Here is a 22,693-nt window from a genome sequence, read left to right on the forward strand (position 1 = left end):
CGCGGGACAAGCCCCTCAGAAGTGCACACCGGGCCCTTTGGCAACATTCGGTAACGTCTGCGTAGGTGAGAGGCAAAATGGGATTCACTACCATTTGCACCTCCCAACTCAGCGAGGAATACCCGATGTTGCCACGCAAGCCCCTACTGGCCGCCCTGGCCCTGACCCTGTTCGGCGGCACCGCCCAGGCGGCGGACGAAGTGGTGGTGTATTCCTCGCGCATCGACGAGCTGATCAAGCCGGTGTTCGACGCCTACACCGCCAAGACCGGCGTGAAGATCAAGTTCATCACCGACAAGGAAGCCCCGCTGATGCAGCGCATCAAGGCCGAGGGCGAGAACGGCGTCGCCGACCTGTTGCTCACCGTCGATGCCGGCAACCTCTGGCAGGCTGAGCAGATGGGCATCCTGCAGCCGATCAAGTCGGACGTCATCGATAACAATATCCCGCCGCAGTACCGCGCCTCGTCCCATGACTGGACCGGCCTGAGCCTGCGCGCGCGGACCATCGCCTACTCCACCGACCGGGTCAAACCCGAGGAGCTGACCACCTACGAGGCCCTGGCCGACAAGCAGTGGGAAGGCCGCCTATGCCTGCGCACGGCGAAGAAGGTCTACAACCAGTCGCTGACCGCCACCCTGATCGAGACCCACGGCGAAGCCAAGACCGAGGAAATCATCAAGGGCTGGGTCAACAACCTGTCCACTGACGTGTTCTCCGACGACACCGCCGTGCTCCAGGCCATCGAGGCCGGCCAGTGCGACGTGGGCATCGTCAACACCTACTATTACGGCCGCCTGCACAAGGAAAAGCCCAGCCTGCCGGTCAAGCTGTTCTGGCCCAACCAAGGCGACCGTGGCGTGCACGTGAACCTCTCCGGTATCGGCCTGACCAAGCATGCGCCTCACCCGGAAGCCGCCAAGAAGCTGGTGGAATGGATGACCGGTGACGAAGCGCAAAAACTGTTCGCCGATATCAACCAGGAGTTTCCGGCCAACCCGAAGGTCAAGCCATCGGACGAAGTGGCGGCCTGGGGTAGCTTCAAGGCCGACAGCATCCCGGTAGAAGTGGCCGGCAAGCGCCAGGCCGAGGCCATCCGTTTGATGGACCGGGCTGGCTGGAACTAAGCGCCAGGCTTTATCCTTCAGGGCCTGTGAAGGCCCTTTCGCGGGTAAACCCGCTCCCACAGCACTGGCCTGCCGCCAGACTCTGTGGGAGCGGGTTTACCCGCGAACGACCGCGCAGCGGTCGCCATCAGTACAGAGACATTTGCCTTGTCCCACGCCCCTCAACGCCGCTGGTACCTCCCGGTTTCCCTGGTTGCCGCTCTGGTGCTGCTGCCCCTGAGCGTCCTGCTGCTTTCATGGCAGTCGATCGACATGCAGATCTGGTCGCACCTGCTCGACACCCAGATGAGTCGCCTGCTGGGCAATACGCTCACGCTGGTGCTGGGCGTCGGTGCCGGTGTGACCGTGCTGGGCGTGAGCCTGGCCTGGCTCACCAGCCTGTGCGAGTTCCCTGGCCGGCGCTGGCTCGACTGGGCGCTGATGCTGCCCTTTGCCATTCCCGCCTATGTACTGGCGTTCGTCTTCGTCGGCCTGCTGGACTTCGCAGGCCCGGTGCAGACGGCCCTGCGTGAGGTATTCGGGCCCATGCGCCTGCCACGGGTGCGCTCCACCGGCGGGGTGATCACGGTCTTGGTGCTGGTGTTCTATCCCTACGTCTACCTGCTGGCGCGCAGCGCATTCCTGGCTCAGGGCAAAGGCCTGATGGAAGCGGCGCGGGTGCTGGGCCTATCGCCGCTGCAGGCGTTCTGGCGGGTGGCCTTGCCCATGGCCCGGCCGGCCATCGGCGCGGGCATCGCCTTGGCACTGATGGAGACCCTGGCGGATTTCGGCGCTGTGGCCGTGTTCAATTTCGATACCTTCACCACCGCCATCTACAAGACTTGGTACGGGTTCTTCAGCCTTTCCAGCGCCGCGCAGCTGGCCAGCCTGCTGTTGCTGGTGGTGATGCTGGTGCTGTACGGCGAACGTCGCGCCCGCGGTGCCTCCCGCAGCGCCAGCGAGCGCCCGCGGGGACAGGCGCTCTACCACTTGCGTGGGGCCAAGGCAGCGGCGGCCACCGGGTGGTGCCTGCTGGTATTCGCCTGTGCCTTCGTCATCCCTGTATTGCAGCTGCTGGCGTGGTTCTGGCAGCGCGGTCGACATGACCTGGACGAACGCTATGTCGGGCTGGTCCTGCATACCCTTTACCTGGGCGGCATGGCCGCGCTGGTCACGGTCTGCGTGGCGCTGATGCTGGCGTTCGCCCGGCGCCAGGCGCCGACCGGTGGCATCCGCGCCGGGGTGGGCCTGGCCAACCTGGGGTATGCCTTGCCTGGCTCGGTACTGGCCGTGTCGATCATGCTGGCCTTCAGTTACCTGGACAACCAGCTGGTGGTACCGCTTTCCCAATGGCTTGGGGGCGCGGGCAGGCCTTTACTGCTGGGTAGCCTGTCGGCCTTGCTGCTGGCGTACCTGGTGCGCTTCATGGCCGTGGCCTATGGCCCGCTGGAAAGCAGTCTGGAGCGTATCCGGCCGTCGTTGCCGGAGGCCTCGCGTAGCCTGGGCGTAGGCGGTGCAGGGTTGTTTTTCAAGGTTTACCTGCCCTTGCTGGTTCCCGGTGCGCTGAGCGCCGCCTTGCTGGTATTCGTCGACGTGCTCAAGGAAATGCCGGCCACCCTGCTGATGCGACCGTTCGGCTGGGACACCTTGGCCGTGAGGGTGTTCGAGATGACCAGCGAGGGTGAATGGGCGCGGGCTTCGCTGCCTGCGTTGACGCTGGTCCTGGTCGGCCTGCTGCCGGTCATCGGTTTGATCCGGCGTTCGGCACGGCGCCCCGGCCATCGTCACTGAGGGTGCCAGGGCTCGTGCTTGCGGCTACAATGCGCGGCATTCGCTGCGGTGGGTCCTACAAGATCAGGTGATGGGCAAACGTCGCCGACCGCCGCCGCTTCGCCACGCCCGGAAGGAGAAACCCATGGGACAGCGTACGCCTCTGTATGACCTGCACCTGGCGCTTGGCGCCAAGATGGTCGATTTCGGTGGCTGGGACATGCCCCTGCACTATGGCTCGCAAGTCGAGGAGCACCACCAGGTGCGCAGTGACTGCGGGGTCTTCGATGTATCCCACATGACCGTGATCGATGTCGCCGGCGATGCGGCCACGCCCTGGCTGCAACGCCTGCTGGCCAATGACGTGGCTCGCCTGGACAGCCCCGGCAAGGCGCTGTACAGCCCGTTGCTCAATGCCGACGGCGGCGTCATCGACGACCTGATCGCCTACCGCACGGAAATCGGCTATCGCCTGGTGGCCAACGCCGCCACCCGCGACAAGGTCCTCACCTGGCTGCAGACGCAGAGCGCCGGTTTCGCCATCAACTTCGTCGAGCGCTCTGAGCTCGCAATCCTCGCCATCCAAGGCCCCCACGCCCGCGAGAAAGTCGCCCAACTGCTCAGTGCCCCGCGTGCTGCGCTGGTCCGTGAGCTGCGCCCGTTCGAAGGTGTTGCCGAAGGTGACTGGTTCATCGCCCGCACCGGTTACACCGGTGAAGACGGCCTGGAAATCATCTTCCCCGGGCAACAGGCCCCAGCCTTCTTCAACGACCTGGTCGGCGCAGGCATTGCGCCCAGTGGCCTGGGGGCGCGCGACACCCTACGCCTGGAAGCCGGGATGAACCTCTACGGGCAGGATATCGACGAAACCCATACCCCCCTGACCTCCAACCTGGGCTGGAGCATCGCCTGGGAGCCGGCCGAGCGCGACTTCATCGGCCGGGCCGGCCTGCTCGCGGAAATCGAGCGGGGCGTGCAGGAAAAACTGGTCGGCCTGGTACTGGAAGAACGTGGCGTGCTGCGGGCCCACCAAGTGGTGCGAGTCGCCGGGATTGGCGAAGGAGAGATCACCAGTGGTAGTTTCTCGCCTACGCTGAGCAAGTCCATTGCCTTGGCGCGCGTACCCATGGCCACGGGCGACCGCGCCGAAGTGGAGATCCGTGGCAAGTGGTACCCGGTGCGGGTGGTCAAGCCGACCTTCGTGCGCCATGGCAAGATCCTGATCTGAATACCCAACGGCGGGCCGACCGCTGACCCTAACGAGGAATACAAGACAATGAGCCAAATCCCCGCCGACCTGCGTTTTGCCGAGAGCCACGAGTGGGCTCGCCTGGAAGCCGACGGCAGCGTGACTGTAGGTATCAGCGACCATGCCCAGCAAGCCCTGGGTGACGTGGTGTTCGTCGAACTGGCAGAAGTGGGCAAGGTGTTTGCCGCCGGCGACGCCGCGGGTGTGGTCGAGTCGGTCAAGGCCGCTTCGGACATCTATGCGCCGGTGGCCGGTGAAGTGACTGCGGTCAACGAAGAGCTGGCCGATAGCCCGGAAAGGCTCAACGACGAGCCTTACGAGGCCTGGATCTTCAAGCTCAAGCCAAGCAACCCTGCCGAGCTGGACAAGCTGCTGGATGCTGCTGGCTACCAGGCTGCCATCGGCGAGTAAGCGTCCTTGCCATGCCTACCCATTGGCGGGTAAACCCGCTCCCACAGGATTGTGTCACCCATGTGGGAGCGGATTTACCCGCCAATGCATGGAGTGGGTGAAGCAAGTTTTCCCGCAGCATCGGCAATCCCTTCCTAGACTTGTAAGTTTCCAAGAGAACGGGTCCAGGAAGAGATCGTCGCCATGTCCCAGTCGCCATCGCTGAGTCAACTGCAAGAGCTCAACCCCTTCCTGCGTCGTCACCTGGGGCCTGATGCCTCGGAGCAGAAGGCCATGCTCGACGCCCTGGGCGTCGCCAGCCGTGTCGAGCTGATCGAGCAGACCGTGCCACCCGGCATTCGCCTCGGGCGCCCACTCGACCTGCCGCCTGCGCTGGACGAACAGGCCGCCCTGGCCAAGCTCGCCGGCTATGCCGAGCAGAACCAGGTGTGGACCAGCCTGATCGGCATGGGCTACCACGCCACCCTCACGCCAACCGTCATCTTGCGCAACGTGCTGGAGAACCCTGGCTGGTACACCGCCTACACGCCCTACCAGCCGGAAATCGCCCAAGGGCGCCTGGAGGCGCTGCTGAACTTCCAGCAGATGGTCATCGACCTCACGGGCCTGGCCCTGGCCAACGCGTCGCTGCTCGACGAGGCCACCGCGGCAGCCGAGGCCATGGCGCTGGCCAAGCGGGTGGCCAAGAACAAGAGCAATGTCTTCTTCGCCGACGAGCACTGCCACCCGCAGACGCTCTCGGTGTTGCGCACGCGCGCCGAAGGCTTCGGCTTCGAGTTGATCGTCGACTCGGTGGACAACCTGGGCAAGCACCAGGTGTTCGGCGCCCTGCTGCAATACCCGGATACCCACGGTGAGATACGTGACCTGCGCCCGCTGATCGACCAATTGCACGGCCAGCATGCCCTGGCCTGCGTAGCCGCGGACATCCTCAGCCTGGTGGTGCTCACGCCGCCCGGCGAGCTGGGCGCCGATGTGGTGCTGGGCTCGACCCAACGCTTTGGCGTGCCCATGGGCTATGGCGGCCCCCATGCCGCCTATTTTGCCTGCCGTGACGAATTCAAACGGGCCATGCCCGGGCGCATCATCGGTGTGTCGCGCGACGCCCGGGGCAACACCGCCCTGCGCATGGCCTTGCAGACCCGCGAGCAGCACATCCGCCGCGAGAAGGCCAACTCGAACATCTGCACGGCCCAAGTGCTGTTGGCCAATATCGCCGGCTTCTATGCCGTCTATCACGGCCCGGAGGGGCTGCGGCGCATCGCCCAGCGGGTGCATAGGCTGACCTTCATCCTGGCCGCAGGCCTGCAAGCCAAAGGCATCAAGCGCTTGAACCAGCACTTCTTCGACACCCTGACCCTCGAGGTCGGTGGCGCCCAGGCGGCGATCATCGAGAGCGCCGCGGATGCACGCATCAACCTGCGGATTCTCGGGCGCGGGCATCTGGGTGTGAGCCTGGATGAAACCTGCACCGAGGCCACGGTGCTGCGTCTGTTCGATATCTTCCTGGGCGTCGACCACGGCCTGAGCATCGCCGAGCTGGATGGCCAGGCCCTGCCCGAAGGCATCCCTGGCGCGTTGGTGCGGCGCACGCCGTTGCTCACCCACCCGGTGTTCAACTTGCACCACAGCGAAACCGAGATGCTGCGCTACCTTAAGCAGCTGGAGAACAAGGATCTGGCGCTGAACCAGTCGATGATCCCGCTGGGTTCCTGCACCATGAAGCTCAACGCCACCAGCGAGATGATTCCCATCACCTGGCCTGGCTTCGCACTGTTGCACCCGTTCGTTCCGGCGGCCCAGGCCCAGGGCTACAAGGCCATGATCGACGAACTGGAAAGCTGGTTGTGCGCCATCACTGGCTTCGATGCGATCTGCATGCAGCCCAATTCCGGCGCCCAGGGCGAATATGCCGGCCTGATGGCGATCACCCGCTACCACCACAGCCGGCACCAACCGCAGCGAACCTTGTGCCTGATTCCTTCGTCCGCCCACGGCACCAACCCGGCCTCGGCACAGATGGCCGGCATGGAGGTGGTGATCGTCGAGTGCGACGACGCTGGCAACGTCGACCTCGACGACCTCAAGGCCAAGGCCCGTGAGGCCGGCCCGCGGCTGTCATGCCTGATGATCACCTACCCCTCGACACACGGGGTATACGAGGAAGGTATCCGCGAGATCTGCGACGTGATCCACCAGCATGGTGGCCAGGTGTACATGGATGGCGCCAACCTCAACGCCCAGGTCGGCCTGGCGCGGCCGGCGGACATCGGTGCCGACGTCTCGCACATGAACCTGCACAAGACGTTCTGCATCCCTCACGGCGGTGGCGGTCCGGGCATGGGGCCGATCGGCGTGCGTGCGCACCTGCAACCGTTCGTTGCCAGCCACCCCGTGGTGCCGGTACCAGGGCTCGACCCGAACAACAGTGCCGTCAGCGCAGCCCCGTGGGGCAGTGCCAGCATCCTGCCGATCAGTTGGATGTACATCGCCATGATGGGGCCGCAACTGGCCGACGCCAGCGAGGTGGCGATTCTTTCGGCCAACTACCTGGCCCGCCGGCTCGAAGGGGCCTTCCCGGTGCTCTACCGTGGGCGCAACGAACGCGTGGCCCATGAGTGCATCCTCGACCTGCGCCCGCTCAAGGCCTTGACCGGCATCACTGAGGAGGATGTGGCCAAGCGCCTGATGGACTACGGCTTCCACGCACCGACCATGTCGTTCCCGGTGCCAGGCACGCTGATGGTCGAACCGACGGAGAGCGAATCCAAGGCCGAGCTGGACCGTTTCGTCGAGGCGATGCTGGCGATTCGTGCGGAAATAGACCAAGTGCAGGAGGGCAACTGGCCGGCCGATGACAACCCGCTCAAGCATGCGCCGCATACCTTGGCCGATGTATTGGCGCCATGGACGCGACCGTACAGCCTGGAGCAGGCGGTTGCCCCCACTGCCCACGTTCGGCAGCACAAGTACTGGCCGGCGGTGAACCGGGTCGACAATGTGTATGGCGACAGGAACCTGTTTTGCGCGTGTGTGCCGGTGGAGGCGTACCGGTGAGGCTGGTCGGGCCCGGCTGCAGTGAGGCTGCTGCGCAGCCCATCGCCGGCAAGCCGGCTCCCACCTGCCCTGCGCTGTGATCAGAGACACCGCCGTACCTGTGGGAGCCGGCTTGCCGGCGATAGGGCCGGGGCAAGCAACGCAAGACAGTTGCTCCTACAGGTACGGTGCTGCCTTCAAGGTTGTGCGGGCGCGGTTTGCTCCGCGATGGGGAGTTATTCGACGACGGCGTTCTTGGCCAGGATCGCGTTGGCCAGTTCCATGTCGCTCGCCTTCATGCCCGGGTTGTCGGCTCGCACCTTGCGGATCGCCGCTTCCAGGTAAGGGCCGCGGATTGCACCTTCGCTGGCGACGAAGCTGCCGGCGTCGTCCTGGGCGGCCAGAACCATCTTGTGGTCGGCTGAGGTCAGGTAGCTCGATGCGGTGGTCGCGCCGGAAGAAATGACGTTGCGCCAGAAGGTTTCATCATCGGCCATGGCGGAGCCGAGGGGCAGCGAGAACAGGGCAGCGGCTGCGATGGCGGTTTTGAGACGCATGATGCATTCACCTCGAATGGTGAGGGTTGTGGGATGGCCGCTTTGATCTTGCCCAGGTGACGCAAGTTCCCTGAATACAAGGCTTTTTTCCTCAGGAGCAGACGCGTAGCACCTCCGTCAGGCTGGTTATGCCGGCATCGACTTTCGCCTCGCCGCAACGACGCAGATCCTGCAGCCCTTCGGCAAGCGCCTGTTGTCGCAAGGTGGCCAGGTCGCAGCCCGGGCCGATGCTGGCGCGCAGCTGCGCACTGGGCGCCAACAGTTCGAACAGGCCCGTGCGACCGTGGTACCCGGTACCGCGGCAGGTGCGGCAGGGCAGGGCTTCGTGGGCCGCTGCACCCCGGCAGTCGACGCACAGTGTGCGTACCAGGCGCTGGGCCATGACACCGAGCAGCGTGGCCTTGATCAGGTAGTCGGCCACGCCCAGTTCCTGCAGGCGGGTAATCGCGCCGCAGGCGTCGTCGGTGTGCAGCGTGGAAAGCACCAGGTGTCCGGTCAGTGCGGCCTGGACCGCGACCTGTGCGGTTTCCCGATCACGGATCTCGCCGACCATGATGATGTCCGGGTCCTGGCGCAGCAGGGCCCGCACGCCGTTGGCAAAGCCCAGGTCCAGGCCCGGCTGGACCTGCAATTGGTTGAACGCCGGTTCCAGGCGCTCGATAGGGTCTTCGATGGTGCACAGGTTGACCTGGGGCGTGGCCAATTGCCGAAGGCTGGCGTAGAGCGTGCTGGTCTTGCCCGACCCGGTGGGGCCGGTGACCAGCAGGATCCCCTGGCGGTGGCCGAGCAGGGCTTGCCACTGCCGCAGTTGCTCGCCCTCCAGGCCCAGGCGGTCGAAGTCCTGGTGCAACTGCTGCGGGTCGAACAGGCGCAGCACGAGTTTCTCGCCGAAAGGCGTGGGCAGGGTGGACAGGCGCAGCTCCACTTCGCCACCACTGGGCAGGCGGCTTTTCAGACGGCCGTCCTGGGGGCGGCGTTTTTCAGCTACGTCCATTCGCCCCAGGTGCTTCAGGCGGCTGACCAAGGCCAGGGTGACACCTGCGGGAAAGGCATAGACCCCATGCAGCAGGCCGTCGATGCGATACCGCAGCTGCCCCTGCTCGCGGCGCGGCTCAAGGTGGATATCGCTGGCCCTTTGCTCGATGGCGTACTGCAGCATCCAGTCGACGATATGTACGATATGCGCATCGTCGGCACTGGCTTCGGTATGGCGCTGGCCCAGTTCGAGCAATTGCTCCAGCTCTCCCAGGCTGGTGGGCTGCTGGTGCTGGGCGCCTTGGACCGAATGGGCCAGGCGAAAGAAGGTCTGGGCCAGCTGACGGATCTGCACCGGGCTTGCCAGTACCCGCCGTACCGGCTTGCCCAGGCTTCGGGTGAGGTCTGCCTCCCATTCGCGTTGGTAGGGCTGGGCGCTGGCCACCGTGACGCCGTTGTCGTCCACGGCCACGGCAAGAATGCCATGGCGCTGGGCGAAAGCCGGGGACATCAACCCGCTGACCTTCTGCACGTCGACCTGCAGCGGGTCGATGCGCAGGAAGGGTTGCCTGACCTTGTGGGCGAGCCACTGGCAAAGGGTGTCCAGGTCCAGATGCCTGCCTGGGCGCTGGCGGTCCTCCAGGGCCAGGCTGGCGATGCGTTCCAGTGGATGGATGCTTGGCTGGCTGTTGGCCTGTTCTAGGACGCGCAGGGTGTCGCTGGCGTCCAGGCGCTGGTCGAGCAGCAGGGTATCGAGCAGCCGGCCCAAGTCGAGGGCATGGGTATCGTCAGTGTGCATGCTTGGCTTCCTTGCCAGGTAGGTTGATGCTGGTAAGGCTAGCCGGCATGACAAGGTGCAGGCGGGGCAAAGGGTTTCGGAATCTTGCGCGGCCCCACAGATGTGCGGCGCCCTAGCAAAGCGCTGAATGATGGATGAGGTGGCAGCTCAACCCGCCGCCAGGCCAGTTATGCGCGGTAGGTTCTCCAGGCTGACTTCGCCGACGCACACCAGGTTGCGCAGCTTCTGGGCGATGACCTCGGCCCGGTGCCAGCTCAGGCCGCCAACGCCAACCTCGATGCCCAGCACGTCATCCTGCTGTTGCACATGCACGCTGTGCGGTGTGAGGAACTGCAGCGCGAACAGGTTGAGCACGCGGCACAGGCTGTCCGGCTCGGCCTCGGCTTGCAGGCGATAGCGCACGGTGGCGTGGGCGGCATTAGCGGCCCAGGTGTCGATGCGTTGCGGGGTGTCGGGCCGTTCGAGTGCGTTCATGCCGGTCTCCATCTGTGAGAGGGAAATTCTTGCAGGTCGACCGGGGTATTTCTTCGCTATGATTCGATAAATTCCCCTATGGGGCGAATTAAGCAATTCAAATCATCATAGATAAAGGAATTATTCATGCAAGGCGAACTGGACGCCTATGACCGGCGCATCCTGGCGTTGCTGCAAGAAGACGCTTCGTTGTCCAGCGCGCAGGTCGCCGAACGCGTCGGGCTGTCGCAATCCCCCTGCTGGCGGCGCATTCAGCGCTTGAAGGACGAAGGGGTGATCCGTAGCCAGGTGACCTTGCTCGACCGCAAGAAAGTCGGCCTGAACACGCAGATCTTCGCCGAGGTCAAGCTCAACGCGCACGGGCGCTCGAACTTCACCGAGTTCACCGAGGCGATCCGTGGCTTTCCGGAAGTGCTGGAGTGCTATGTGCTGATGGGCTCGGTGGATTTCCTGCTGCGCATCGTCACGTCGGACATCGAAGCCTACGAGCGATTCTTCTTCGAGAAGCTGTCGAATGTGCCAGGGATCCAGGAAGTCAATTCGATCGTGGCCTTGTCCGAGATCAAGTCCACGACCAGCTTGCCCTTGGTCTAGACAGCTGGGGCCGTTCCTACAAGGGCGACGTCACGCGGGGTCATGTAGGAGCGGCCTTGTGCCGCGAAAGGGCTGCAAAGCAGCCCCGTTGCCCACTGGGTCAACGCGTGGACGCAGACTTGAGCAGGTACTTCCAGGCGCGGTTCTGATCTACCGTGCGAGCCTGCTCGACGCGGGCTTCCAGCAACTCGTCCGACAATGGTTGCTCGGCCAGATGGTGAAGCTTGTTCAGTTCGCCATAGAGGCGGTCGAGTTGCGGTACGTCCAGCACCTGGCGGGCATGGTGCAGCCAGGCTTGCAAACGCTCGATGCGCGGCAGCTGTTCGGCCAGGTCCTCGGGGCGCTGTTTGTACAACGGCAACTGCAACGCACGGGCCTCCTCGCCGAGCAGGTGCACCAGCCAGCTGGCCAGGTGCGCTTTGCCCTGGCGTTCGCCACGGCCTTTACGTTCCTCGGTCCAGGCGCGAGCCAGCAGCCAGCGCGAGGTTTCCAGAGAGAACTGGCCCCAACGGGTGTCCTCCAGTTCTTCGGCGAACTGCTCGGGGGCGACGCGGCGAACATCTTCGTCGTCGTTGCCGGCCTGCACCAGCGGGCGCCAATCTTCCAGCAGCGCGTCCAGGCGGCTGCGCAGTTCACGGGTAGTGGCCCGAGGTGCAGCCTGGCCGAGGGTGCTGACCAGGGCACGCAGTTCTGCCAGGCACTGCACCCACTCCTGCAGCAGGCTCCAGTGGCCATTGTGGCGGTACTGCTCGGCCAGGCGCTGGCTGCTGCCCAGCAACTGCCAGGCGAGGGCAGCGAAGGCGTCGTCCAGTGCGGTTTCGGCTTCAAGCTGGGTGGTCGGCAGGCTCAGGTCATAGCTGTCTGGCTCGAGCAGGCGATAGCCACGCTCGGCCTTGCTGATGTCGCACGGCATCAGGGGCAGGCTGGCGGCCAGTTCGGCGGCGAGCTCGAGCAGCGCTTCGGGCGCGCCTTCGCGCAGCTCCAGTTCCAGCTCGCAGATTTCTTCCTTGCGCTTGCCAGCAATGACGAAGCCCTGGTCCAGGGCGGCTTCGATCACCACCTTGGCTTTGCCACGGCCCCAGGCGATCTCGGCGTATTCGCGGGTGAAATCAGTGGTGAACAGCGGCTTGATGGTCTTTTTGTCCAGCCCCGCCAGTTGCGCCGGCCAGCAGGTGTCGTCGAGCTTCTTCAGGTCGAGCTTGACCTTGTCCAGGTGCCATTCGTACTCGTTGCGCTCGGACAGGCCGGCCACGCTCTGGCCACGGCACTTGAGGGTCTGGATGACTTCTTCGCCGTCGCGTCGCAGGCGCAGGGCGACGTGGGCTGCAGAGAGTTCACGCTCCGGCGTGTCGAAGTACTGGTTGAGCAGCTCGCGGGTCTGCCAGCCGGACTTGTTGCGCTTTTTCAGCAGGGGGTGCTCGCGCAGGGCGGCCAGGGTCTGGCGGCTGGCGCGGAGCTTGAGTTCGGTTTCTTTGTGCATCGCAGGCTCGAAGGAGGGCATCTTTGGCGTGCAGTCTACAGGAGTCGGCTCTCGGCTGTTGGACTGCGGAGGCTTCTTCGCGGGTAAACCCGCTCACACGGCAATAGCGCCGCCCTGGCAAGCATGACAAGCCTGTGGGAGCGGGTCTACCTGCGAAGAAGCCTCCAGGAGGTTGTTCTGGGGTTGGGAAGCGTTGTTATGATGGGCCTCGAGCCCGAGGAGAGCGCCTATGCCGTTGCCGTCGCTGAAAGACCAGTTCGCCGCCTTGATCGCCGCGCCCTCGGTCAGCTGCACACAGCCTGCGCTGGACCAATCCAACCGCCAGGTCATCGAACTGTTGGCCGGCTGGCTGGGCGACCTGGGCTTTGCCTGCGAAATTCGCCAGGTGACTTCCGGCAAGTTCAACCTGCTGGCCAGCCGTGGCAGCGGCCCGGGCGGGCTGGTCCTGGCCGGCCACAGCGATACCGTGCCCTATGATGAACAGCTGTGGACCAGCGACCCGCTCAAGCTGACCGAGGTCGACGGCCGCTGGGTGGGCCTAGGCAGCTGCGACATGAAAGGCTTCTTTGCCTTGGTCATCGAGGCGGTCCTGCCGCTGCTGGAACACGACTTCAAGCAACCGTTGCTGATCCTCGCCACCTGCGATGAAGAAAGCTCCATGTCCGGTGCCCGCGCATTGGCCGAGGCCGGCCAGCCCCTCGGCCGTGCGGCAGTGATCGGCGAGCCCACCGGGCTGCGACCGATCCGCATGCACAAGGGCATCCTCATGGACCGCATCGACATTCTCGGGCGCAGCGGCCACTCGTCGGACCCCGGCCTTGGGCACAGTGCCCTGGAGGCTATGCACGCGGTGATGGGCGAGCTGATGGGCTTGCGTCAGCAATGGCAGCAGGCTTACCGCAACCCGCAGTTCAGCGTGCCGACCCCGACCCTGAACTTCGGCTGCATCCATGGCGGTGACAACCCCAACCGCATCTGCGGGCAGTGCGCCCTGGAGTTCGACCTGCGCCCCTTGCCGGGCATGGATGTCGCGCAGTTGCGCGCGGCCATTCGCGAGAAGCTGGTACCGGTGGCCGAGCGTCTGGAGGTGCGTATCGACTACGCGCCACTGTTCCCGGAGGTGCCGCCCTTCGAGCAGCCGGCCGATACCGAGCTGGTGCAACTGGCCGAGCGTCTTACCGGGCATCGTGCCGAAGCGGTGGCCTTTGGCACCGAAGCACCTTATCTTCAGCAGCTGGGTTGCCAGACCATCGTGCTCGGCCCTGGCGACATTACCTGTGCGCACCAACCCGGCGAATACCTTGAAATGTCACGAATCGAGCCTACCGTGCGTCTATTGCGTGACCTGATCCGGCACTATTGCTTGAGCTAAACGACCATTGACCTGATTCGTTCCTGCCTAGAGGAGACCGCGCGTGACCGCAAGCCTGTTCCGACGATGATTTTGAACGCCGCTGTTTGCTTCGCCGTTCTCCGTTCACTTATCCACAGGCCATTGTCATGCCCGAATACGTCAACTGGCTACGCCATGCGTCCCCCTATATCAATGCCCATCGCGATTGCACCTTCGTGGTCATGCTTCCCGGCGATGGCGTGGAACACCCCAATTTCGGCAACATCGTCCATGACCTGGTGCTGTTGCACAGCCTAGGTGTGCGGCTGGTGCTGGTGCATGGCTCGCGCCCGCAGATCGAAAGCCGCCTGGCCGCCCGTGGGCTGACGCCGCACTATCACCGTGGCATGCGCATCACCGATGCGGCGACCCTTGATTGCGTGATTGATGCCGTCGGTGCCTTGCGCCTGGCCATCGAGGCGCGGCTGTCCATGGACATCGCCGCTTCGCCGATGCAGGGCTCGCGGCTGCGGGTGGCGTCCGGCAACCTGGTCACCGCCCGCCCGATCGGCGTGCTCGAAGGTATCGACTACCACCACACCGGCGAGGTGCGGCGTATCGACCGCAAGGGTATCAATCGCCTGCTCGACGAGCGCTCCATCGTGCTGCTTTCGCCCCTGGGCTACTCGCCTACCGGCGAGATCTTCAACCTGGCCTGCGAAGACGTCGCCACCCGCGCCGCCATCGAGCTGGGGGCCGACAAGCTGCTGCTGTTCGGTGCAGAGCCGGGCCTTCTGGATGAACACGGCAAGCTGGTGCGCGAGTTGCGGCCGCAGCAGGTCGCACCGCACCTGCTGCGCCTGGGCAGCGACTACCAGGCCGAGCTGCTCGATGCTGCCGCTGAGGCCTGCAAGGGCGGCGTGGCGCGTAGTCATATCGTCAGCTATGCCGAGGACGGCGCGTTGCTTACCGAGCTGTTCACCCGCGAGGGTGGCGGCACGCTGGTGTCCCAGGAGCAGTTCGAGGTCGTGCGCGAGGCGACCATCGACGATGTCGGCGGTCTGTTGGAACTGATCAGCCCACTGGAAGAGCAGGGCATTCTGGTGCGTCGTTCGCGCGAGGTGCTGGAGCGGGAGATCGAGCAGTTCAGCGTGGTCGAGCGCGAGGGCATGATCATCGCCTGCGCCGCGCTGTACCCGATCGCTGACTCCGACGCCGGGGAACTGGCGTGCCTGGCGGTGAACCCGGAGTATCGCCATGGTGGGCGGGGGGACGAGCTGCTCGAGCGCATCGAAAGCCGGGCGCGCCAGCAGGGGCTCAATACCTTGTTCGTACTGACGACCCGTACCGCGCACTGGTTCCGTGAACGGGGCTTTGCGCCCAGCGGTGTGGAGCGTCTGCCTGCCGCAAGGGCTTCGCTGTACAACTATCAGCGTAATTCGAAGATCTTCGAGAAACCGTTGTAATCGTCGTTGCCTGTACCGGCCATCCATGAGCCAATGAAAAACGCCGCCCTGAGGGCGGCGTTTTCGTTTACACGGTATGCAGGTACCAGTTGTACTCGAGGTCGGAAATCGAGTGCTCGAACTCCTCCAACTCGCTTTCCTTGCACGCGACGAAGATGTCGATGTACTTCGGATCGATGTACTTGTTCAGGATCTCGCTGTCGTCCAGCTCACGCAGTGCGTCGCGTAGGTTGTTCGGCAGGCTCTGCTCCAGTTGCTCGTACGAGTTGCCTTCGATCGGCTCGCCCGGCTCGATCTGGTTGGTCAGGCCATGGTGCACACCGGCCAGCACGGCAGCCATCATCAGGTACGGGTTGGCGTCGGCGCCAGCCACGCGGTGCTCGATGCGCACGGCATCCGGCGAGCCGGTCGGCACGCGCAGGGCCACGGTGCGGTTGTCCAGGCCCCAGCTCGGTGCGTTCGGCACATAGAACTGCGCACCGAAACGGCGGTACGAGTTGACGTTCGGGCAGAGGAAAGCCATGGACGCGGGCAGGGTCTCGAGCACACCGCCGACCGCGTGACGTAGCGCGGCGTTCTGCTCGGGATCCTCGCTGGTGAAGATGTTGTTGCCATCTTTGTCCAGCACGGAGATATGCACATGCAGGCCGTTGCCAGCCTGGCCCGGGTAGGGCTTGGCCATGAACGTGGTGTCCATTTCATGGTCGTAGGCGATGTTCTTGATCAGGCGCTTGAGCAGCACCGCATAGTCACAGGCCTTGAGCGGGTCGGCGACGTGATGCAGGTTGACCTCGAACTGGGCCGGGGCGCTTTCCTTGACGATGGCGTCGGCCGGGATGCCTTGCTCCTTGGCGCCTTCGAGGATGTCCTGCAGGCAGTCGGCGTATTCGTCCAGGTCGTCGATCAGGTACACCTGGGTCGACTGCGGGCGCTTGCCTGAAATCGGCGAGCGAGGCGGCTGCGGACGGCCGTTCACGTTCTCCTGGTCGATGAGGTAGAACTCCAGCTCGAACGCCGCGCAGATGGTCAGGCCCATCTCGGTGAACTTGCTTACCACCTGGCGCAGGACCTCGCGCGGGTCGGCGAAGAACGGCTCGCCTTCCAGCTCGTGCATGGTCATCAGCAACTGGGCAGTGGGGCGCTTTTGCCAGGGTTCGTTGGAAAGGGTGCCGGGAATCGGGTAGCAGATGCGGTCGGCATCGCCGATGTCCAGGCCCAGCCCGGTGCTTTCGACGGTGGAACCGTTGATATCCAGGGCGAAGAGGGAGGCGGGCAGGTTGATGCCTTTCTCGTAAACCTTGTGGAGGCTGGTGCGCTCGATGCGCTTACCGCGCACCACACCATTCATATCTGCAATCAAAAGGTCAACGTAGAGAACCTCAGGATGTTCCTTAAGGAACGCGTTCGCTTCGTTAAGCTGAACGGCACGCGGGGGTACCGACATGATGCAACACCTTTGTTGTTAAAAATATCAATCAAGGGGGGCTTGCAAGCCCAGTCAATCCGAAAGAACTGGCGAAGTCAAGCCAACCCCATGATGCCCCTAAATGGCACAGCAACGGCAGAAATGCTGCATCTGGGGGCGAATCATTATCCGCTATTTTGGGCTCAAAGAGCTATCTCGCGCTGAGCGTGTTTTATTTTTTACGGAGGAGTTGTGTAAAAAAATGAACAAGGCTAAGCTCGGCCACAACCCAGAACACAATAATACGAGGGTCATATGGTCCGCTTGCCGCGACCTGCAAGCGCTGCCTGCGCCGCGCTGTCAGGTACCCCCAGCATTCATCGCGAGGGCATGGCCCGCCTTGGAGCCGGTGCGCGTGCGCTGCTCGCAATAATTGACGGCTGGCCCGGATCATCCTCCTTTCGTAGCAGTTTCCTGCACGACTTTTCGCTTTTCTGCCCTTCATTCGCTTCACGGACACGCTTGTTTCGAGTGTATCCGCTGCCGTCCCGTGCATGGGCTTTTGCTTTAGCCAAGCACTGCATCCAGAATCAAGGCGCGGGTCTGCCAAGGCACTTGCAGCCAGGCAGCGCCCGCCTTGATCGACGCCAGACGTCAGCGGCGCCCGACCTTCATCAGCCGGGCCACATTACCTCCTGAGGTATTTATGAGTAACAACCTCGACCAGCTCACCGATTGGTTGAAAGAGCACAAGATCACCGAAGTGGAATGCCTGATCAGCGACCTGACCGGCATCACCCGCGGCAAGATTTCGCCGACCAACAAGTTCATCGCCGAAAAAGGCATGCGCCTGCCCGAGAGCGTGCTGCTGCAGACGGTCACCGGCGACTATGTCGACGACGACATCTATTACGAATTGCTCGACCCGGCCGACATCGACATGATCTGCCGCCCCGACGAGAACGCGGTGTTCCTCGTGCCGTGGGCCATCGAGCCGACCGCCCAGGTGATCCACGACACTTACGACAAGAAGGGCAACCCGGTCGAGCTGTCGCCGCGCAACGTGCTCAAGAAGGTCCTCAAGCTGTATGCCGACAAAGGTTGGCAGCCGATCGTCGCGCCGGAAATGGAGTTCTACCTGACCAAGCGCAGCGAAGACCCGGACTTCCCGTTGCAGCCGCCGGTAGGCCGCTCCGGCCGTCCGGAAACCGGTCGCCAGTCGTTCTCCATCGAGGCCGCCAACGAATTCGACCCATTGTTCGAGGATGTCTACGACTGGTGCGAACTGCAGCAGCTGGATCTGGATACATTGATCCACGAGGACGGCACGGCGCAGATGGAGATCAACTTCCGTCACGGCAGCGCCCTGCACCTGGCCGACCAGATCCTGGTGTTCAAGCGCACCATGCGCGAGGCAGCGCTCAAGCACAACGTGGCCGCCACCTTCATGGCCAAGCCCATGACCGGCGAGCCGGGCAGCGCCATGCACCTGCACCAGAGCGTGATCGACGTGGCTACCGGCAAGAACATCTTTTCCAACGATGACGGCAGCATGAGCGAACTGTTCCTGCACCACATCGGTGGGTTGCAGAAGTTCATCCCCGAAGCGCTGCCGCTGTTCGCCCCTAACGTCAACTCGTTCCGCCGCTTCCTGCCGGATACCTCGGCACCGGTGAACGTCGAATGGGGTGAGGAAAACCGCACCGTAGGTCTGCGTGTGCCGGATGCCGGCCCGCAGAACCGCCGCGTGGAGAACCGCCTGCCAGGCGCCGACGCCAACCCCTACCTGGCCATCGCCGCGAGCCTCCTGTGCGGCTACATCGGCATGGTCGAGGGGATCGGCGCCAGCGCGCCGGTCCAGGGTCGCGGCTATGAGCGGCGCAACCTGCGCCTGCCGCTGACCATCGAGGATGCCCTCGAGCGGATGGAGAACTGCCGCGCCCTGGACCAGTACCTGGGCAAGAAATTCATCACCGGCTACGTCGCCACCAAGCGTGCCGAACACGAGAACTTCAAACGGGTAATCAGCTCCTGGGAACGCGAGTTCCTGCTGTTTGCCGTCTGATCAACCCTGGGGCCGCTGGAGCGCGGCTGTCGGATAACGGAGAAGCCCATGAGCGTCAACAACCCGCAAACCCGTGAATGGCAAACCTTGAGCGGCGAGCACCACCTGGCACCCTTCAGCGACTACAAGCAGTTGAAGGAAAAAGGGCCGCGCATCATCACCAAGGCCCAGGGCGTGCACTTGTGGGACAGCGAGGGGCACAAGATCCTCGACGGCATGGCGGGCCTGTGGTGCGTGGCGGTCGGCTATGGTCGCGAGGAACTGGTGCAGGCGGCGGAAAAACAGATGCGTGAATTGCCGTACTACAACCTGTTCTTCCAGACCGCCCACCCACCGGCGCTGGAGCTGGCCAAAGCGATCACCGACGTGGCGCCCAAGGGCATGACCCATGTGTTCTTCACCGGCTCCGGCTCCGAAGGCAACGACACCGTGCTGCGTATGGTGCGCCATTACTGGGCGCTCAAGGGCAAGCCCGGCAAGCAGACCATCATCGGTCGCATCAATGGCTACCATGGCTCCACCGTCGCCGGTGCCAGCCTCGGCGGCATGAGCGGTATGCACGAACAGGGCGGCCTGCCGATCCCCGGCATCGTGCATATTCCCCAGCCGTACTGGTTCGGTGAAGGTGGCGACATGACGCCGGACGAGTTCGGCGTCTGGGCCGCCGAGCAGTTGGAGAAGAAGATCCTGGAAGTCGGCGAGGACAACGTCGCCGCCTTCATCGCCGAGCCGATCCAAGGTGCCGGCGGGGTGATCATCCCGCCTGAGACCTACTGGCCGAAGATCAAGGAAATCCTCGCCAAGTACGACATTCTGTTCGTCGCCGACGAAGTGATCTGCGGCTTCGGCCGCACCGGCGAATGGTTCGGCTCCGACTACTACGGCCTTGCGCCCGACCTGATGACCATCGCCAAGGGCCTGACCTCCGGTTACATCCCCATGGGGGGTGTGATCGTTCGTGACGAAGTGGCCAAGGTGCTCGCCGAAGGCGGTGACTTCAACCACGGCTTCACCTACTCCGGCCACCCGGTCGCGGCGGCCGTGGGCCTGGAAAACCTGCGCATCCTGCGTGACGAGAAAATCATCGAGCGCGCCAAGGCAGATACGGCACCCTATTTGCAGAAGCGTCTGCGCGAGCTTCTGGACCACCCGCTGGTGGGCGAGGTTCGCGGCCTGGGCCTGCTCGGCGCGATCGAGCTGGTCAAGGACAAGGCCACCCGCAGCCGCTTCGAGGGCAAGGGCGTTGGCATGATCTGCCGCCAGCATTGCTTCGACAACGGCCTGGTGATGCGTGCAGTGGGCGACACCATGATCATCGCGCCACCTTTGGTGATCAGCCGTGAGGAGATCGATGAACTGGTGGAAAAGGCACGCAAGTGCCTGGACCTGACCTATGAAGCGGTGCGCTAGCCGTTTGCTAGGCTAGCGATGTGACATTAAGCGGTTACAAGGCCCTGCTTTTCTTGAAACAGCGCCTTGTAACTTGCCAGACTAGCGACTGTTTCAGTCGCCCAGCGCTGTACCGTGGGATCTTGGCTGCTGAACAGATGGCTTGATAATAAATTCTGGAGCATTTCGCATGAAGAAAATGGGCAAGACGTTGCTGGCCACGGCCCTGATGGGTGCCATGGCAACCGCTGTTCAGGCTGAAGACAAGGTATTGAACGTCTACAACTGGTCGGACTATATCGCACCGGACACCATCGCCAAGTTCGAGAAACAAAGCGGCATCAAGGTCAAGTACGACGTCTTCGACAGCAACGAAACCCTGGAAGCCAAGTTGCTGGCAGGCAAGTCGGGTTATGACGTGGTCGTGCCGTCCAACAACTTCCTGGCCAAGCAGATCAAGGCAGGCGTCTACGAAGAACTGGACCGTTCCAAGTTGCCGAACTGGAAGAACCTGGACGAAGACCTGCTCAAGGCCGTGGGCGATGCCAGCGACCCGGGCAACAAGCATGCCTTCCCGTACATGTGGGGCTCCATCGGCATCGGCTACAACCCTGAGAAGGTCAAGGCCGCGCTGGGCGTGGACAAGATCGATTCGTGGGATGCCGTGTTCAAGCCCGAGAACATCGCCAAGCTCAAGAGCTGCGGTGTGAGCTTCCTCGACGCCCCGACCGAAATGATCCCGGCGGCGCTGCACTACCTCGGCCTGCCGAGCAACAGCACCAAGAAAGAAGACCTGAAGAAGGCCGAGGAACTGTTCCTGAGCATCCGTCCTTCGATCACCTACTTCCACTCGTCCAAGTACATCGGCGACATGGCCAACGGCAATATCTGCGTGGCCGTCGGTTACTCGGGTGATCTGGAGCAGTCCAAGGCCCGTGCCCACGAAGCAGGCGACAAGGTCAAGGTCGACTACATCATTCCGAAGGAAGGTGCCGGTACCTTCTACGACATGGTCGCCATCCCTAAGGATGCCGAGCACAAGGATGCAGCCTACAAGTTCATGGACTTCCTGATGCAGCCGGAAGTCATGGCCGAGATCACCAACGCCGTACGCTTCCCGAACGGCAACAAGGCGGCCACCCCGTTCGTGGACAAGGAAATCACCAGCGATCCGAGCATCTATCCGCCTGCCGAGGTGAAGAAGCAGCTGTATGCGATCGCTGCACCTGAAGCCAGCGCACAGCGCCTGATCACCCGCAGCTGGACCAAGATCAAGTCGGGCAAGTAAGCCCGTCTCGAACCCTTCTGGGCCGGGCTTCCCCGGCCCAGAAGGCATGCAAGGCAAATTAGTTTGCGGCATCGATGCAGCGAAGGTAAGTTGCGCGCCGGTTTGCGTGTACGGCGGCGTCGCGCCGGCACCTGGAGGCACTGATCGTGAGGACCACCCACTTGTCTATTTCCTTATTTCGCAAGGCCATGATGGCTGGAGCGGGTCTGACGCTGGCATTCGGCGTCCAAGCAGCGCCGACGGTGCATATCTACAACTGGTCGGACTACATCGGGCCGACGACCCTTGCCGATTTCCACAAGGAAACCGGTATCGAGGCCAAGTACGATGTCTTCGATTCCAACGAAACCCTGGAAGGCAAGCTGCTGGCCGGTCGCACCGGCTATGACGTGGTGGTGCCGTCCAACCATTTCCTCGGCAAGCAGATCAAGGCGGGCGCTTTCCAGAAGCTCGACCGCAGCCTGCTGCCCAATTATTCCAACCTGGATCCTGCGCTGATGAAGCGCCTCGAGAAGAACGATCCGGGCAACCAGTACGCCGTGCCCTACCTGTGGGGTACCAACGGCATCGGCTACAACGTCGAGAAGGTCAAGGCCGCCTTGGGCACCGACACGATCGATTCCTGGGCCGTGCTGTTCGAGCCCGAGAACATGAAAAAGCTCTCCAAGTGCGGTGTGGCCTTCCTCGACTCGGCCGACGAAATGCTGCCGGCGGTGCTCAACTACATGGGCCTGGACCCCAACAGCACCAACGCCAAGGACTACCAGAAGGCCGAGCAGAAGCTGCAGGCCGTACGTCCCTATGTGACCTACTTCCATTCCTCGAAATACATCTCCGACCTTGCCAACGGCGATATCTGCGTCGCAGCCGGCTTCTCCGGCGATGTGTTCCAGGCCAAGGCCCGTGCCGAAGAAGCCGGCAAGGGTGTGAAGCTGGCCTACGCCATCCCCAAGGAGGGCGGCAACCTCTGGTTCGACGTGCTGGCGATCCCCAAGGACGCCAACAACGTCAAGGAGGCCCACGCCTTCATCAACTATCTGCTGAAACCTGAGGTCATCGCCCAGGTCAGCGATTATGTCGGTTACGCCAACCCGAACCCCAAGGCTGGCGACCTGATGGACCAGGCCGTGAGGACTGACGCCGCGGTTTACCCACCGCAGGAAGTGCTGGACAAGATGTTCGTCAATGCCGAGTTGCCACCCAAGGTGCAACGTCTGATGACCCGCAGCTGGACCAAGGTCAAGTCGGGCAAGTAACTATCCAGACCCGCCACGCCGGTTGCGAAAGCCGCACGTG

Annotated in this window: 17 protein-coding genes; 12 read left to right on the forward strand and 5 right to left on the reverse strand. The window is 63.4% G+C overall.

The genetic code is table 11. The annotated features are described in order from the left end of the window. Nucleotides 1-125 precede the first annotated feature (125 nt). From AC1MHZ_RS15525 to gcvP, 5 genes are all read left to right on the forward strand, one after another. A complete protein-coding gene (locus tag AC1MHZ_RS15525; RefSeq protein ID WP_224457599.1) occupies nucleotides 126-1,127 on the forward strand; it encodes an extracellular solute-binding protein in 1,002 nt (333 codons plus the stop codon). Between the two features lie 147 nt (nucleotides 1,128-1,274). Beyond that, on the forward strand, nucleotides 1,275-2,897 hold the full coding sequence (locus tag AC1MHZ_RS15530) for an ABC transporter permease (protein ID WP_482966587.1): 1,623 nt from the start codon (nucleotides 1,275-1,277) through the stop codon (nucleotides 2,895-2,897). A gap of 124 nt (nucleotides 2,898-3,021) precedes the next feature. Beyond that, nucleotides 3,022-4,104 carry a glycine cleavage system aminomethyltransferase GcvT gene (gene gcvT, locus AC1MHZ_RS15535; RefSeq protein ID WP_482966588.1) on the forward strand — a complete coding sequence of 361 codons (1,083 nt, stop codon included), beginning with the start codon at nucleotides 3,022-3,024 and terminating at the stop codon, nucleotides 4,102-4,104. 48 nt (nucleotides 4,105-4,152) lie between these two features. Beyond that, nucleotides 4,153-4,536 carry a glycine cleavage system protein GcvH gene (gene gcvH / locus AC1MHZ_RS15540; RefSeq protein WP_324815964.1) on the forward strand — a complete coding sequence of 128 codons (384 nt, stop codon included), beginning with the start codon at nucleotides 4,153-4,155 and terminating at the stop codon, nucleotides 4,534-4,536. A gap of 183 nt (nucleotides 4,537-4,719) precedes the next feature. Continuing rightward, nucleotides 4,720-7,593, forward strand: a complete 2,874-nt coding sequence (gene gcvP / locus AC1MHZ_RS15545; protein WP_482966589.1) for an aminomethyl-transferring glycine dehydrogenase — start codon at nucleotides 4,720-4,722, stop codon at nucleotides 7,591-7,593. A 215-nt stretch (nucleotides 7,594-7,808) separates the two neighbouring features. Here gcvP and AC1MHZ_RS15550 read toward each other — a convergent pair whose 3' ends face one another. The 3 genes from AC1MHZ_RS15550 to AC1MHZ_RS15560 all read right to left on the reverse strand — a co-directional run bounded on the left by AC1MHZ_RS15550 (nucleotide 7,809) and on the right by AC1MHZ_RS15560 (nucleotide 10,377). Continuing rightward, nucleotides 7,809-8,129, reverse strand: a complete 321-nt coding sequence (locus tag AC1MHZ_RS15550) for a DUF2388 domain-containing protein (RefSeq protein ID WP_084856545.1) — start codon at nucleotides 8,127-8,129, stop codon at nucleotides 7,809-7,811. 91 nt (nucleotides 8,130-8,220) lie between these two features. Continuing rightward, nucleotides 8,221-9,903 (reverse strand): GspE/PulE family protein, encoded by a 1,683-nt coding sequence (locus AC1MHZ_RS15555; protein WP_482966590.1) that lies wholly within the window; start codon nucleotides 9,901-9,903, stop codon nucleotides 8,221-8,223. Nucleotides 9,904-10,050: 147 nt separating this feature from the next. Then, on the reverse strand, nucleotides 10,051-10,377 hold the full coding sequence (locus AC1MHZ_RS15560; RefSeq protein ID WP_084856541.1) for a hypothetical protein: 327 nt from the start codon (nucleotides 10,375-10,377) through the stop codon (nucleotides 10,051-10,053). 126 nt (nucleotides 10,378-10,503) lie between these two features. Here AC1MHZ_RS15560 and AC1MHZ_RS15565 point away from each other — a divergent pair, with 126 nt between their 5' ends. Beyond that, entirely contained in the window at nucleotides 10,504-10,971 is a 468-nt protein-coding gene (locus tag AC1MHZ_RS15565; protein WP_084856540.1) for an Lrp/AsnC family transcriptional regulator, read from the forward strand. Between the two features lie 100 nt (nucleotides 10,972-11,071). On the opposite strand, the gene AC1MHZ_RS15570 is transcribed toward AC1MHZ_RS15565, so the two are convergent. Further along, the gene (locus AC1MHZ_RS15570) at nucleotides 11,072-12,451 is read right to left on the reverse strand and encodes a CYTH domain-containing protein (protein ID WP_465001636.1); all 1,380 of its coding nucleotides are present in this window, start codon (nucleotides 12,449-12,451) and stop codon (nucleotides 11,072-11,074) included. A gap of 229 nt (nucleotides 12,452-12,680) precedes the next feature. Here AC1MHZ_RS15570 and argE point away from each other — a divergent pair, with 229 nt between their 5' ends. Beyond that, on the forward strand, nucleotides 12,681-13,823 hold the full coding sequence (argE, locus tag AC1MHZ_RS15575; protein WP_084856536.1) for an acetylornithine deacetylase: 1,143 nt from the start codon (nucleotides 12,681-12,683) through the stop codon (nucleotides 13,821-13,823). A 128-nt stretch (nucleotides 13,824-13,951) separates the two neighbouring features. Continuing rightward, nucleotides 13,952-15,250, forward strand: a complete 1,299-nt coding sequence (gene argA, locus AC1MHZ_RS15580) for an amino-acid N-acetyltransferase (RefSeq protein WP_084856534.1) — start codon at nucleotides 13,952-13,954, stop codon at nucleotides 15,248-15,250. A 67-nt stretch (nucleotides 15,251-15,317) separates the two neighbouring features. Here the strand turns inward: argA and AC1MHZ_RS15585 are convergent, their stop codons facing one another. Continuing rightward, the gene (locus AC1MHZ_RS15585; protein WP_084856533.1) at nucleotides 15,318-16,694 is read right to left on the reverse strand and encodes a glutamine synthetase family protein; all 1,377 of its coding nucleotides are present in this window, start codon (nucleotides 16,692-16,694) and stop codon (nucleotides 15,318-15,320) included. Nucleotides 16,695-17,361: 667 nt separating this feature from the next. Here AC1MHZ_RS15585 and AC1MHZ_RS15590 point away from each other — a divergent pair. The 4 genes from AC1MHZ_RS15590 to AC1MHZ_RS15605 all read left to right on the forward strand — a co-directional run bounded on the left by AC1MHZ_RS15590 (nucleotide 17,362) and on the right by AC1MHZ_RS15605 (nucleotide 22,653). Beyond that, nucleotides 17,362-18,720 (forward strand): glutamine synthetase family protein, encoded by a 1,359-nt coding sequence (locus AC1MHZ_RS15590; protein WP_084856531.1) that lies wholly within the window; start codon nucleotides 17,362-17,364, stop codon nucleotides 18,718-18,720. 48 nt (nucleotides 18,721-18,768) lie between these two features. Next, entirely contained in the window at nucleotides 18,769-20,130 is a 1,362-nt protein-coding gene (locus AC1MHZ_RS15595) for an aspartate aminotransferase family protein (RefSeq protein ID WP_482966591.1), read from the forward strand. A gap of 169 nt (nucleotides 20,131-20,299) precedes the next feature. After that, nucleotides 20,300-21,397: a polyamine ABC transporter substrate-binding protein gene (locus tag AC1MHZ_RS15600; protein WP_480461728.1), complete on the forward strand. Its 1,098-nt coding sequence runs from the start codon at nucleotides 20,300-20,302 to the stop codon at nucleotides 21,395-21,397. A 161-nt stretch (nucleotides 21,398-21,558) separates the two neighbouring features. Further along, entirely contained in the window at nucleotides 21,559-22,653 is a 1,095-nt protein-coding gene (locus AC1MHZ_RS15605) for a polyamine ABC transporter substrate-binding protein (RefSeq protein WP_084856526.1), read from the forward strand. The last annotated feature ends 40 nt before the right edge of the window (nucleotides 22,654-22,693 follow it).

This window comes from Pseudomonas sp. FA-1 (assembly GCF_056856075.1).